The sequence below is a fragment of the Paenibacillus pabuli NBRC 13638 genome (genome assembly GCF_001514495.1).
GTDB classification, from domain to species: Bacteria; Bacillota; Bacilli; order Paenibacillales; family Paenibacillaceae; genus Paenibacillus; species Paenibacillus pabuli.
This window is the reverse complement of sequence record NZ_BCNM01000018.1, coordinates 148,967-161,758: the sequence shown is the minus strand read 5'-3', so window position 1 is coordinate 161,758 and position 12,792 is coordinate 148,967. Positions and strand designations below refer to the sequence as shown.

13 protein-coding genes and 1 pseudogene are annotated in these 12,792 nt (G+C 48.2%); 7 read left to right on the top strand and 7 right to left on the bottom strand.

The annotated features are described in order from the left end of the window. The 3 genes from PPA03S_RS33415 to PPA03S_RS23040 form a co-directional block, all read left to right on the top strand. A partial coding sequence (locus tag PPA03S_RS33415; RefSeq protein ID WP_167666088.1) for a hypothetical protein occupies positions 1–232 on the top strand: 232 nt, incomplete at its 5' end. Positions 233–515: 283 nt separating this feature from the next. Further along, complete coding sequence (locus PPA03S_RS23045) at positions 516–1,487, top strand: M15 family metallopeptidase (RefSeq protein ID WP_062326317.1); 972 nt, start codon at positions 516–518, stop codon at positions 1,485–1,487. A 226-nt stretch (positions 1,488–1,713) separates the two neighbouring features. Then, a complete protein-coding gene (locus PPA03S_RS23040; protein ID WP_062326316.1) occupies positions 1,714–2,148 on the top strand; it encodes a RidA family protein in 435 nt (144 codons plus the stop codon). A 144-nt stretch (positions 2,149–2,292) separates the two neighbouring features. Here the strand turns inward: PPA03S_RS23040 and PPA03S_RS23035 are convergent, their stop codons facing one another. Then, positions 2,293–3,378 (bottom strand): copper amine oxidase N-terminal domain-containing protein, encoded by a 1,086-nt coding sequence (locus PPA03S_RS23035; RefSeq protein WP_082704278.1) that lies wholly within the window; start codon positions 3,376–3,378, stop codon positions 2,293–2,295. A 284-nt stretch (positions 3,379–3,662) separates the two neighbouring features. On the opposite strand from PPA03S_RS23035, the gene PPA03S_RS23030 reads away from it, so the two are divergent. Continuing rightward, positions 3,663–4,139, top strand: coding sequence for a GNAT family N-acetyltransferase (locus PPA03S_RS23030; protein WP_062326314.1), 477 nt, complete (start codon positions 3,663–3,665; stop codon positions 4,137–4,139). Positions 4,140–4,177: 38 nt separating this feature from the next. Next, on the top strand, positions 4,178–5,248 hold the full coding sequence (locus PPA03S_RS23025; RefSeq protein WP_062326313.1) for a Gfo/Idh/MocA family protein: 1,071 nt from the start codon (positions 4,178–4,180) through the stop codon (positions 5,246–5,248). A gap of 153 nt (positions 5,249–5,401) precedes the next feature. Here the strand turns inward: PPA03S_RS23025 and PPA03S_RS23020 are convergent, their stop codons facing one another. Beyond that, positions 5,402–5,635: a hypothetical protein gene (locus PPA03S_RS23020; protein WP_062326312.1), complete on the bottom strand. Its 234-nt coding sequence runs from the start codon at positions 5,633–5,635 to the stop codon at positions 5,402–5,404. A 142-nt stretch (positions 5,636–5,777) separates the two neighbouring features. On the opposite strand from PPA03S_RS23020, the gene PPA03S_RS23015 reads away from it, so the two are divergent. Beyond that, the gene (locus PPA03S_RS23015; protein ID WP_157284330.1) at positions 5,778–6,446 is read left to right on the top strand and encodes a TASOR family protein; all 669 of its coding nucleotides are present in this window, start codon (positions 5,778–5,780) and stop codon (positions 6,444–6,446) included. Between the two features lie 97 nt (positions 6,447–6,543). Here PPA03S_RS23015 and PPA03S_RS32475 read toward each other — a convergent pair. The 5 genes and pseudogenes from PPA03S_RS32475 to PPA03S_RS22990 all read right to left on the bottom strand — a co-directional run. Further along, positions 6,544–6,756 (bottom strand): annotated as a pseudogene (locus PPA03S_RS32475) (transposase); the annotation flags it as partial. A 57-nt stretch (positions 6,757–6,813) separates the two neighbouring features. Next, the gene (locus PPA03S_RS23005; RefSeq protein ID WP_157284328.1) at positions 6,814–7,854 is read right to left on the bottom strand and encodes a zinc-binding alcohol dehydrogenase family protein; all 1,041 of its coding nucleotides are present in this window, start codon (positions 7,852–7,854) and stop codon (positions 6,814–6,816) included. Positions 7,855–8,056: 202 nt separating this feature from the next. Beyond that, positions 8,057–8,425, bottom strand: a complete 369-nt coding sequence (locus PPA03S_RS23000; RefSeq protein WP_062326310.1) for a hypothetical protein — start codon at positions 8,423–8,425, stop codon at positions 8,057–8,059. A 97-nt stretch (positions 8,426–8,522) separates the two neighbouring features. Next, the gene (locus tag PPA03S_RS22995; protein ID WP_062326309.1) at positions 8,523–8,840 is read right to left on the bottom strand and encodes a hypothetical protein; all 318 of its coding nucleotides are present in this window, start codon (positions 8,838–8,840) and stop codon (positions 8,523–8,525) included. Between the two features lie 231 nt (positions 8,841–9,071). Next, positions 9,072–11,636, bottom strand: coding sequence for a UvrD-helicase domain-containing protein (locus PPA03S_RS22990; protein ID WP_062326308.1), 2,565 nt, complete (start codon positions 11,634–11,636; stop codon positions 9,072–9,074). 344 nt (positions 11,637–11,980) lie between these two features. Between PPA03S_RS22990 and PPA03S_RS22985 the strand changes: the two genes are divergently transcribed. Beyond that, entirely contained in the window at positions 11,981–12,772 is a 792-nt protein-coding gene (locus PPA03S_RS22985; protein WP_062326307.1) for a zinc ribbon domain-containing protein, read from the top strand. Positions 12,773–12,792 lie beyond the last annotated feature (20 nt).

Here is a 12,792-nt window from a genome sequence, read left to right as displayed (position 1 = left end):
CCATGCACCAGCCGGGGCCTGGCTTCGGCGCCGTGAAGGTGCGGCTGGCGCAGCCGGGCAAGCCCCCGGCAACGCCGGAACTGGCGGCGCTGCTGCCAGGCGTGCCTGCCACCGCAGGGCTGGCATTAATCCGCGAGCGCGTAGCTGCGCGGATGTGGGAGGCTGTCCAGAAGAAGAAGAAGGACAGCCCGGCAACCAAATGATGCACTATTCTGAGCGGGGGAGATCTTAGATCATCCCCGCTTGTTTGTGATGTGCATCGGCGCAATCATCCAAAATGGATATACAAACGTTCAATTTGCTTCTTTTTGTCTACATCCTTGGGATGGGGTCTAAACGTCCAAAAAACGACCGTACAAGCTGTACACCTGGTATATCTTGAGGATGGTCTCCCCTCAAGGGAGTCTTTACTGGTGGAGCTTCGCTGTAATTTAAGGTATACTGTCGCAGGGGATGACAAGCCCCGATGGACAATTTTCAGCCATTTTCGATTATATTGCGATAGGAGTTTTTACATGAAAACACGTACAGGACGACAGCGCTACATTGCAGTTATGCTGTCTTCACTTATGATATGCGGTGCCTTGCTGTCTGCTTGCCAGGATGGTTCCGGATCAGAGGAGAACCAGAATCTGAACGCAGCCGGAAACGCACAGCAAGAATCGGATGGTACCACGGTTCATTTTACCGAGGATACCGGCAAGGAAGGTAACACAGGTGGGGATGACAGCTCATCTTCCGGTGATAGCGATGAAGGCGCGGACGGTAGTTCGAGTAATACTTCAGCTGGTGAAGAACAAGGATCTTCTGACGCAGGCAATGGTGCCACAGCTGAAGACCCCCTGATGGAGAAACGCAGCATTAGCGCGCTGCAAACGACGGTTGATGCTCAATCCGTAGTGACCAACGCGGTGGCTATGACAGTGATCGTTAACAAACAGCGCAGCTTGCCCGAGGGATACGAGCCGGATGACCTGGTGGAGCCTAACGTACCATTCTCCTTCGACGGGCCACATGAGAAGCGTCATATGCGCAAGGAAGCTGCCGAGGCGCTGGAGAAGCTGTTTGCAGGTGCCAAAGCGGACGACATTGAGCTTCGGGCGGTATCTGGATACCGTTCTTATCAGCGTCAGGTTTCGATCTATAACAACAATGTCAAAACCAAAGGTCAAGAGTACACGGACCGTGTAAGCTCCGTGCCAGGCCACAGCGAACATCAGACCGGACTTGCGATTGACGTTTCCAGTCCAAGTGTAGGTAATGCGCTGGAAGAGGTCTTTGGCACATCGAAAGAAGGCCAGTGGTTGGCCGAGCACGCAGCTGAATATGGCTTCATCATCCGTTATCCGAAAGGTGAGGAAGGTATAACCGGCTATGTGTACGAGCCTTGGCATATTCGCTATGTCGGCACTGATCTGGCTCCAGATGTTGTGAAAAGCGGCCTGACACTTGAAGAATACTTTGACGAGGCCAATATCAAGCTGTAAGTTAAGGATGCTTTATGTTTTGCATACAACAGCGTAACAGGACCCATGTTCCGAGGTCCCTGAAGGATCACTACTTACCGAGGTAAATGGTGTTCAGTCAGGGGCTTTTTTTACGATTTATGAAATCCAGTTCTGAGAACCTTAATTTCCTTGTCCGCATCGACAGTAGACTGATATACTTCAGAGATTAATCGAGGGGTATGACAATGAAAGCGAGGGATGCAGAATGAGCAGAAAGCAGGTGTTTACCGGTTCTCCATGGGAGCCGCTGGTGGGGTACTGCCGTGCCATCCGGGTAGGCCATCGGATTGAGGTGGCGGGTACAACGGCTATGCAAGACGGTGTGGTGGTTGGAGCAGGTGATCCATATGCACAGACGAGATTTATTTTGCAGACCATTGAAAAAGCACTGAAAGAATTGGGAGCAGACATGTCTCATGTCGTTAGAACCCGCATGTTTGTAACAGACATTTCCCGGTGGGAAGAAGTGGGCAAGGCTCATGGTGAATTTTTTGGTCAGATCCAGCCTGTCGCCACGATGGTGGAGGTTCGCGCACTGATTGATCCTTTGTTGATGGTCGAGATCGAAGCGGAAGCCATTGTTGAAACGGAAACTGAAGCTGAATTTGAACATGAAGTTGATGCCGAAATAACAGAATAGATCGATGTAAAATGCAGGATAGAGAAATAACCTTACCCAACCTCCATGAAGGAGGATATCGGGGTAAGGTTATTTGTTGTGCATTAACCATGTTGATCTGTGGTGTTTTGCAGATGAGTCAGGCTAGCTCTTCTTATTGATTATTTATTTCGCTTCGGATGGTGCTGCTGGTGCTTCCAGTACCACTTTCCAAGCCGTTCCGATCGGTGGCAAACTGCGCGTCAGGACCGGGCTGTAGAATCCAATGACTTTGGCCCCTTTGGTCAGCTCTTCCGGTTTAACCGTTTCCCCTTTATGGTTCACCAGTTGTGTATCCTTGCCAATGTTAAGAATAACGTGATCAGGTGCTGTCTCTGTCAGACGGGAACCGGAGATCTCGATCTGAGAGCCATGATCTTCTGTTGTTTTCACGTTTTCAATCGTGCCTGCTGTACCCAGAACCTCTTTTGGTTGTGCTTCGGATTCGGAAGCTGCAGGATCCAGTACAGTGACCTTATAGGTAGGTGTTTGCGGTGGCAAACTCATGGTTGCAATCTCTGAATGCTCTGCTTCCACGTTCATGCCAATGCTCAGATCGGTGAGTTTGATTTCTTTGCCATCCGCAGATTTGAATACGGTATCTTCACTAACATTAAGTACAATCCCGTCTGTACCGGCACCGCCGATATGGATGGATTGATATTTGCCCTCGCTGTTCATTCCCGTAATGACACCACGTTCAGTAACGGTTTTCACGTCCTCTTCCAGCGAAATGTTAACCTGATTTCCCGTTGTTTTCACTTGAGCATGCAGTACCTTTTCTGCAAAAGAAGCAGGTACAAACAGCTTGCCGCCCGTGATTTCGGGTGCTGTTCCCAGCGTAAGCAGCATTTTGTTAACCGAATACTGGTCTTTGCCTGTGATAACGAGTGTCCAGAGGGTACCTTTGGTCAGCTCCGCAGATTTGTTTTCCTTGTTCCATTTCAGTTCAATGCCAAGTGCCTCGGTAAGATCACGCAGTGCAATCATCGGTACTTGACCATCTTTGTTCCAATAGCCGTCAGCCAGTGATGCGCCATTCACAGATACTTTAACGGCTTCGGCGCCTTGGCTGTCAGCCGTTACGGAAGTTGAGTTCATCGGTTGTGTACTGTCCAGAGCAGCTGCATATGCCGCTCCACCGCTCAGGGCCAAGGACAGGACCATCAGGGCGCTTACTTTTTTCATGTTGCTGTTCATCGTTGATTTCATCCCTTCTAATCTTGGTTATATCGCGGTAAACTCCTAATTAGGGCCTCGCTTCATTTTATAGACGGGACAACTTGATCAAGTGTTGCACTTGCATGTAAAGAATGGAAGCAGTATGTCAGTTGTTTATTTACAATATCGGCCACATCACAGGTTACAGGCACCAGGATACGGTTAAATTCCAGGTGAGTGGTAAAACCTGTAATTCATTTTCCGGATGGCTTTGATTTTGGAATGAAAATTTGATGTGGTTGACACAACATTCAATACAAGGAGGAACGTGTCAGATGAGTGATATGTTGGTTGCACTTTATAATTTACCGGAACAAGAGAGTGGACTGAAAAAGTTGGAGGATTCCTCCATTGTCATCCGAAGAGCCATCGCACCAGAGAAGCAGCTTGTGCTGAATTGGGTGAAATCTCATTTTAGCCAGCCGTGGGTGGATGAGTGTGATGTGGCTTTTGCGCGTCAGCCGGTGTCTTGTTATATTGCGCTTGAGCATGGCAAAATGATCGGATTTGCCTGTTATGAGGCGACGTGTCGTAATTTCTTTGGTCCAACAGGTGTTGGTCCGGAGGCAAGGGGGAAAGGGGTAGGTACGGCTTTGCTGCTGGCCTGTATGCACGCCATGAAGGCTGATGGTTACGCTTACGCGATCATTGGGTCGGCGGGACCCGTGGATTTCTATGCTAAGACACTCGGCGCCGTTAAGATCGAAAATTCAACACCAGGGATATACAAAGGCATGCTCCGGGCAGACTAGACGATATTCATGTTCTGGAAAAGGAAGGGAGGATGAAGATGAGCACAAGCAAAATGCTGCAGATCGGCATGATCGGCACAGGGTCCATCTCAGACCTTCATATGAGGTGTTATGCCAAGAACGAGCATGCCATCATCTACGCCATCTGTGATCTAAACGAACAGCGAGCGACCGCAGCTGCAGAGAAATATAATGCACAATCGGTATACACAGATTATCGGGAGATGCTGAATGACCCGCATGTCGATGCCGTTAGCATCTGTACGTGGAACAATACGCATGCCGAATTTGCCATCGCTGCGCTGGAGGCAGGTAAACATGTGCTGCTGGAGAAACCAGTGGCAACCAACGTACAGGATGCGATGCGAATTGAAGAGGCTGTGAAAAAAAGCGGATGTACACTCATCGTTGGTTTTGTCCGTCGGTATGACAACAATATGCAGATGCTGCGCAGTTTCATTGATGCGGGTGAGTTTGGCGAAATATATTATGCCAAGGCTTCTATTTTGCGGCGTCTGGGGAATCCCGGAGGCTGGTTCGCGGACAAAAACCGTTCCGGCGGTGGCCCGCTCATTGATCTGGGCGTACATATTATCGACCAATGCTGGTATCTGATGGGCAGACCGAAGCCTGTTTCGGTCAGTGGGAATACGTATCGGAAGCTGGGCAATCGCGCCCATATCAAACATCTTTCTTTTTATAAGGCCGCAGACTACAGTTCCGCCGTCAATAATGTCGAGGATATGGCGAACGCGCTGATTCGCTTTGAGAATGGAGCCTCTTTGGCGGTAGATGTGAGCTTTACCCTGCATGCACGTGGGGAGGAATCTTCAGTCAGATTGTACGGCGAGCGCGGTGGGGTCGAGCTGGAGCCCAAGACGCTAATCGTCACCGAAAAACACAATACGATCCTGAACATTGAACCCCAGACAGACGATAAAGGTCTCGACATTCACGGCGCCTTCCAGAATCAGATTGATCACTTTGTGGATTGTTGTCTGAATGGTACCAAGCCGATCAGTCCAATCGCGGACGGCGTGGCTTCAACAAGGATGCTGTGTGGGGTGTACGAGTCAGCCGCAAAAGGTCAGGAGATTCGACTGGACTGAAAAATTTAGATCCGTGTCTTTCGTGAAATAGTGTTGTTACACGTTAAAGTGTTCTGGTAGAAATGGATCTACCAGAACACTTTTTTAAATAGTAGCTTGGACTAATTTACAATATTCATTTCTCTGCAACTGGACTGGAATTACATAGCGCGTTTAGTCATTTTTTTTACTCGAAAAACCAATAACGCAAAAGATCAATCCTAAGAATACAAAAAATGGAATAAAGAGATTGCTGAAAAATCCAGGGTATAACACTGTTAAATCAACAGAGATACCTTCTTTGCCAATACTTGTAATGTAGGTAGAGAAATAGGCAACCATACGTTCAAGAGTATATAAAAATCCTCCTAAAGATAAAAGTAATATGCCTGCAGTTCGGAAACTCATTTAAAATCCTCCTTTATTTGAATTATTTTACAAATCTTTTTCCTTTATTATGGATTATGTACCAAATTATAAACGAAAAGAGGGAATATATGTTGTCTATTAGGAAAAAATTTTTATACCAGTTGTTGCAGCTTCTTTATGTTTGGGTAGTTCTTTATCGTCCATAGCAATGGCCCAATCTATTGAGGATACGGTTGCTCCAGTTTCTAGTAATATTGAAAAGGTTATTGACGGAAAGAACTTTTCCATCTCACCCAATGTAGTAGGGAAAATAACCGATGAGGAATTGAAAGCTATTTCTCAGCAAGCTAATGGAACAGGGGATATCATCATTTCAAATGTTATTGAAGGTACCAATCAAATCTCTCCTTTTTCACAAAACACTGTCACTCCAAGTGCATGGTATGATACTCACATTATTTGGGATATTACTAAACAAGTAACTCAAAGAGATACTCCTTTAGCTGCTCAACAGATAACAAGCGTTGGCCAGTCTCAAGAAAGAACTATAAATACCACATACAAGTTGAGTGCTAATGTCTCTGCTAGTGTAACGATTCCATCTAGTTTAAAAACCTCAATCGAAGCTGGGTTGGCTAGTGAAATTAGCCAAAGCATAAATACAAAATATTCAGGACCGAAAGTTGGTAGCGGTATTGTTTCTTATGTTTTTTGGATAACGCCATTCGTAAATCGCGGAACATGGAATGCAACAGGAAAAGGTAATTTCTCTGGTGACATTTCTGGGCCCTATTCTGGATCGTGGCAAGAACCTAATAAATTCGTAGAATGGACACAAGCAATTAAATAATTCAGCGAATTAAAAAAGAGGCTGTCTCAAAAGTCCTTAAAAACTATCGGTGAATAATAGTCACCATGGATACGTGCAAAAAAGCCGAAGCAGAGGTTCATCCTGCTTCGGTCCTTTTGCATTTTTCTGTCATTGCGGCTTTTTTAAGCAGATTGTAGGCAAGGCAAAGCCGATCGACCTCCAGGCTTACTTTTTGCAAGCCGCGAAGCAGGAATCTCCGGAATCCCCGGTTGTTTTTAACTTGTCCAAATACACTTTCAGGCTCCGTCATGCGCCGAACCGAAAGGATGTACCCTTCCTCGCTACGCAGGGGACAGCCCCTTTGATTCATTGATCGTGATCAGACATAACGAGTTTCCGTTTACTTTTACTTTTCAAACCCTTCCAACACGATTTTTCCGATCGCCGTACCCGATTTGCTCTTCCGGTAGGCTTCCAGCAGGTTAGCCGCATTAATCGGTTCCATTCGCTCTGCCATCGTGGTATGAATCTTGCCAGCCTCCACCAGATCTGCGATTTCATTAAGCAGAAGATGTTGCTTAATCATATCATCTGTCTGGAACATCGGACGGGTGAACATCATTTCCCAAACAAGCGTTATGCTTTTTGAGAATAACTTTTGAAGTTCGGCTGGTTTTTCGAATGGCAGAATGGAACAAATTTTCCCTTGCGGCAAAATAACCTCTGCCATCTCTTCCATATGCTCATCGATATGATTTAGCACGAAAATATATTGTACCCCAGCGAGTCCGAGATCTTTAAGTTGTGGTCCAAATGGTTGATGATGGTTGATCACATGGTCTGCTCCGTTTGATTTTGCCCAAGAGACCGATTCGGGACGCGAGGCAGTGGCTATGACTTTAAGGCCAACCAGCTTGGCTAATTGAGTAGCGATCGATCCGACACCTCCCGCGGCACCGATAATAAGCATACTGCTGCCTTCGTTATCCGATTCATTTCTGGAAATGCCCAAGCGCTCGAAAAAAGCTTCTCCTGCCGTAAGGCTTGTCAGAGGTAAGGCAGCCGCCTGGGCGAAGTCCAGATTTTTCGGCTTTCTGCCGACAATTCGTTCATCCACTAAATGAAACTCACTATGTCCGCCTGGGCGAATATTGCTGCCCGCATAATATACTTCGTCACCCACGTTGAACAAATTGCATTCGGAGCCGATGTCCACTACCACGCCTGCTACATCACGACCAGGCACCGTCAGGGATAAATCGTCCGGATGTTTGGAAATATGCGACCTCCAGTCCGTCGGGTTGACGGAGACCGCCTTCACCTCAACGAGTAAATCCTGTCCTGCAGGTTTTGGTTTCTCCACTTCCACTTCCTGAAATGGCGGTATGTCAGTCTCTAACCCAGGCTCGTAATATCCGAACGCTTTCATCATGATTGGATTTTCCATCGCTATAGTTATCCTCCTTGCAGAAATAAGTTTATATATAAAATATATAGTATAATATCGAAAATAAACAGTAGTATCATTTTTGGTTTATAGTATAAATAATGATACTATTGGAGTTAAATTTATAAAAAAAGACTCCCATTACTCCTGAAGCAGACCATTGGCCTGAATTCATGGGAGAGGAAGTCTTTGTGAAAAGAGTTCATTTATTCAGCGGTGAGTTCTCATACCCCGGGTCCTCGTAATCCGTATCTTGCAGCCGGGGGAGCACATTCATGCTCTCAATCGCCTGCCGGGTATCCGGTGTGCCGTGGTCGTACAGAAAAGTGTACAGCAGCGTCATGCCATCCGAAAATTGTTCCGTGGCCTCATCATGATCCGCCGATTTGTAAGGTACCGGGGCGCGTTGCAGCGTATAGGCATCTTCATCCTCCAGCACGTTCATCAGGTCTTTCAGACGATTTAACTGCTCATCGTCCACGATGACTTCAAACGGTGTTGATTCGTTCCTGGTCTGTTCAATGAGATTATGGGTTACCGATACATAGTAATGCTTTTTGCCGTCCTGCATAATCCAACCTCCATTCTAAAATGGAAAAAAGACGCTTCTACTGTTAATAAACAGCAGGAAGCGTCCTGAAACGAATGACAATCGTTCATCCTTCGTTTTACTCATCAAGGTACTCGGTTACAACCGACCACCCATTGCCTATGCTCCTCAAACGACCTTGTTCAAAAAAATCAATTCCAGTAACTGTGATACTCACTGCAATCATTTCTGGTTCATTTTCTACAGGATCTGCAACAATGAATCCTTTATCCAATAAATAAGTGATCGTTCTCTGTCTCTCTATGTGTGCATCCGGATAGAATCTTTTTTTGGCGACGATGTAAGCAGGATTTTCAGTAAACCATATAGTATACAGTTCTTGTAATATGTCGAATCTTTCTTGTATCCGCTCTTTAATTACAGTTTCCAATTCCATAACTCACCTCTTTTAAAGGGGTTAGAACCTATAAACAACCAAAATCGACGAAATAAGGTCTCTGTGATTCGTTACACCTAAGCTCTAAGCAAACCGAAGCAGTTAGCGTGTGCTAGTTTCGTTAGACAAAAAACAAAAGGTACAACCTGCGTACTCATGACTTACGGGATAGTCCTTCCTCTGTTCGTCATATAATGTTCAGTAATAAAATGCCTTAGTTATACGCGCTTGTTATCTTCCGAACCGCCCGGTTACGGGAACCTTCCGGGTACTGGCCTCCATTGTGCCTGAACACAGGGGACAGGCTGGAGGTCCAGACGTCGCCTTTTTGGATGTTTTGGCTGAAGGCACATCGGGTTTCTGGCGCAGCCATGCTTTGCAGGTAGAAGAGCTGCACTTCCAGATCGCTACGGTCTCCGTACGTTCAGCATCTCCTGAAGCACGCGATACCGAACTGGCTGAGGATGCCTGACTTACACCCGTTGTGCTGAATGCTTTATGATTGCGGAGTTCACCACTGCCACGCCGTTCACTGAGCCGATCATCGTCACGTTCATTATGCACTTCGAAGTCACGACGATCACTGTGGCTGATGGCACGACGCTGTACGACGTCCCGACCTTCGGAACGGCCGCCAGAGCGGGAGCGCTGATCATTGCCTTTGCTATATGACGCGTGATGGCTTGTTCGGCTGTCTTCGCGGTTTTTGCGTTTGTCCGGAACCTCCATGCCAAAGGCCTCAAGCAGAAAGCGGGAAACATCTGCGGGCTTCCCGTGATGACTGGCGGGAGAAGTAACATATAAATACTGCTTGGCCCGCGTAATGGCTACATAAGCGAGTCTGCGTTCTTCTTCCAGAGCCATGTCCAGTTCTGCATCCGTTTGCTGCACCGTTAGGGCAGCCTTCTGGTCTTCGGGAATATCCTGCCGCAGAGCTGTGCTATGAGGCACGATTCCTTCGCTGGCTCCGATCCAATACACACATGGGAACTCAAGCCCTTTGGCACGATGGATGGTCATCAGTTGTACCGCGTCACTGTCCTGTGCACGGCGCAGCGATTCCATCTCTCGGTGCCTGCGGGAGAGTTCATCCGCAAATTGGATGAATTCTTCAACGGTTTCGAACTTTTTGGCGGCAGCTTCGAATTCATCCAATGTCTCCAGCATAGTCTCCTTGTAATGGGTAAAGATGCTTGGATCACCGCTCTCCATATACTTGTCGTAGAACTGTCGGCGCATTTCCTGAATGGCAATAACCGGTTTCAGTTTCGTTAGCGATTTGATCAGTTTGATGCGTTCCTTGACCTGTTCCTGTTGAAAAGGTTTCAGCTTATCCCATTTGGCCAGATGGATGAGTGGATATTTCTTGGCCTGCTGCTGTTCACTGCGCTGAATCCACTCCAGACCGGCGTCGCGGGACACATAGAGTGGCCCAAGTGCGCTCGGCAGAGCTTCCATGGCGCGTGGGTTCAGTGAGAGACGCATATGGTCCATCAACGGTCTGATCAGGGACTGGTCATAGAAGACCGGCGAAGCCCCATGTTGTACAAACGGAATATCTTTCAGTACAAGTTGCTCAAATATAGCTCGGCTGCTGCTGGCTGTCCGGTGGAGAATCGCTATGTCGCGATAGGTATGCAGCCCTTCCTCCACCTGTTGACACAGCTGGTTCACGACCCAGGCAGCTTCTTCCTCGGCATTGGAGGGAGTAGCAAACCGAGGGGCGTCCCCGCGGTGTCCGGCTGCCCGCAGCCGTTTTTCGCGTCTGCGTTTGTTCCGGGCAACCAGTTCGCTGCCCAGTCCCAGAATACGCGCATCACTGCGGTAGTTGATATCCAGCGTCACGATGCGTGCACCAGGGTACACTTTATCAAATTCGAGTATGGATTCCTGGCGCGCTCCATTAAACGTATAGATTGTCTGGTCGTCATCTCCCACAACCATGAGATTGCGATGGGCTGCAGCCAGTTTTTGTACAATCTCATATTGCAGACCGTTGGTATCCTGGAACTCATCAACCATGATGTATTGAAAACGCTGCTGAAGCGGTTTAAGCACCGCAGGGTCACGCAGCAGAGCAGCTGCGCGCAGCAAAATATCATCAAAATCCATTTTGCTCCGATCCCGCTTCCAGGCTTCATAACCAAGAAGAACACGCTTGGCATCGCGTTCTTCCTGGGATTTTTCGGGCAGATCGTTGGTTTCCGATCCTTGCATCTTCCAGGCAGACAGCATGGCCAGCAGACTCTCCGGTTGGAATGCCTCACTCATGCCATATTGGCGAAGAAGCATTTTGATGACAGTGTGCTGAGCCCGGGACTCGCCAAAAATATCCTCCTGCACGCCGTAATGACGCAGCAGCGTCAGTGCAAAGGAGTGGAAGGTTCGGGCCTGCACCGCTCTGGCGGCCGCGGGACGGATGCCAGGCAGTGCGGCAATGCGGTCCTTCATCTCGGCAGCAGCTTTGTTGGTGAACGTCACCAGTAGGATGCTGCCGGCATGAACACCACTAACCTCCATTAGATAGCCCGCTCGTGCAGCGAGTACGGTTGTTTTGCCGCAGCCCGCTCCTGCGAGTGTCAGCAAGGGTCCCTTGCCATGACGAACCGCGGAGATTTGGGGTCCGTTCAGCCGGATACCAACTTCCTCCAGTGAGCGGAAATAAGGGGCATCGCGTTCATCGCTGCTTACAAGTTGCCTGCTCGTCTCCAATGGAGCGGAAGGGGAGTTAGGCAAGGATGCTGCCGGGGTAACCCCAAGCGGACGGGGGTAGAACGTTGAGTTCGGACTTAACATGTTTCATCCACCTCTGTATGCATTCAGGGATAGGGACTATCCCGATTCAAAAGTAATCCATTTGCCCTTTTCACAATCACATTGTAAATTGGTATGATAGAGTTAATTACCCAAGTAGGCGGATCAACAGGGCCAAAGCTCCATTATAACCGAACGTATGGTCCTGACGAAAGCCCCCGAATTCATCCAGCATCGGCAGAAAACGGGCATTCACGCGAGATTGCGCAACTTTTTGGCATGATATCGTATAAGTTATATACTGGAGCATCATCTGATTATGCAGGATGCTTAACAATGAAACATTCAAATGATATGGGTTTTGACGGGACCGAGGAGGAGATTTGATGAAATTGCTTCAACGAATCAAAAACGGAGCGAACAAAGCAACAGAGCGTGCCCAACACGCTGTTGAAATTGGGAAATTGAATAACCAGATTGTGGGCTTGCAGCAGGAACAGGAAGTCCATTTTACAGATATGGGTCGCATCTTCTATGAGGGTTATCGGGCACAGGACATGACGCGTGCAGAAAAAGAGATGGTCGATCTGTCACGGTTGTGCGACGAGCTGCAGGATGAGATCGATGGTCTGCGCAACAAAATTGCCGAACTCAAAAATGAACGGTTATGCGAATGCGGGCACGTCGCTTCACTGGATGCCAACTTCTGTCCAAAATGCGGACGCAAGCTGGGAGAATTCAAGCCAGCAGCGGCGTCGGTGGGAGCTACAAGTGCGGCGAGACAGGAAGCAGCTGTAGCCCAAAGCCCGGAGCGGCCGGCTTACGATGCGCCAGTTGAAGAGGAGCTGGAGGAAGCGGAGCCGTATCATACGGTAATCCCGTCCATCGCGGACCTGGAGACTGAATCCGAATATAACAGCACGGAGTTTACCCAGGAAGAAAAGGAAGCGTTCGATGCAGAGTGGGAGCGCCGCCGGGATGAAGAAATGCAGCGAGAGCGTGAACGTCAGCAGGAACTGGATGAGCGCATTCGGTACTGGAAGGAAAATAACCCCATTGTGAATACGGTAGACGTAAAGACAGAAGTGCCACGTGAAATGGTCAATTGTCAGATTTGTGCAGCTGAGCTGCCCAAAGGTTCGAAATGGTGCCCGCGTTGTGGTGCTGAGCAGATCTGATGCAGTAGAAGTGCTGCATA

Excerpts from the sequence above, each read along its gene's own strand:
- PPA03S_RS23045 (WP_062326317.1), top strand. The coding sequence starts at position 516 with ATGAAAACACGTACAGGACGACAGCGCTACATTGCAGTTATGCTGTCT.
- PPA03S_RS23040 (WP_062326316.1), top strand. The coding sequence starts at position 1,714 with ATGAGCAGAAAGCAGGTGTTTACCGGTTCTCCATGGGAGCCGCTGGTG.
- PPA03S_RS23035 (WP_082704278.1), bottom strand. The coding sequence starts at position 3,378 with ATGAAATCAACGATGAACAGCAACATGAAAAAAGTAAGCGCCCTGATG.
- PPA03S_RS23030 (WP_062326314.1), top strand. The coding sequence starts at position 3,663 with ATGAGTGATATGTTGGTTGCACTTTATAATTTACCGGAACAAGAGAGT.
- PPA03S_RS23025 (WP_062326313.1), top strand. The coding sequence starts at position 4,178 with ATGAGCACAAGCAAAATGCTGCAGATCGGCATGATCGGCACAGGGTCC.
- PPA03S_RS23020 (WP_062326312.1), bottom strand. The coding sequence starts at position 5,635 with ATGAGTTTCCGAACTGCAGGCATATTACTTTTATCTTTAGGAGGATTT.
- PPA03S_RS23005 (WP_157284328.1), bottom strand. The coding sequence starts at position 7,854 with ATGGAAAATCCAATCATGATGAAAGCGTTCGGATATTACGAGCCTGGG.
- PPA03S_RS23000 (WP_062326310.1), bottom strand. The coding sequence starts at position 8,425 with ATGCAGGACGGCAAAAAGCATTACTATGTATCGGTAACCCATAATCTC.
- PPA03S_RS22995 (WP_062326309.1), bottom strand. The coding sequence starts at position 8,840 with ATGGAATTGGAAACTGTAATTAAAGAGCGGATACAAGAAAGATTCGAC.
- PPA03S_RS22990 (WP_062326308.1), bottom strand. The coding sequence starts at position 11,636 with ATGTTAAGTCCGAACTCAACGTTCTACCCCCGTCCGCTTGGGGTTACC.
- PPA03S_RS22985 (WP_062326307.1), top strand. The coding sequence starts at position 11,981 with ATGAAATTGCTTCAACGAATCAAAAACGGAGCGAACAAAGCAACAGAG.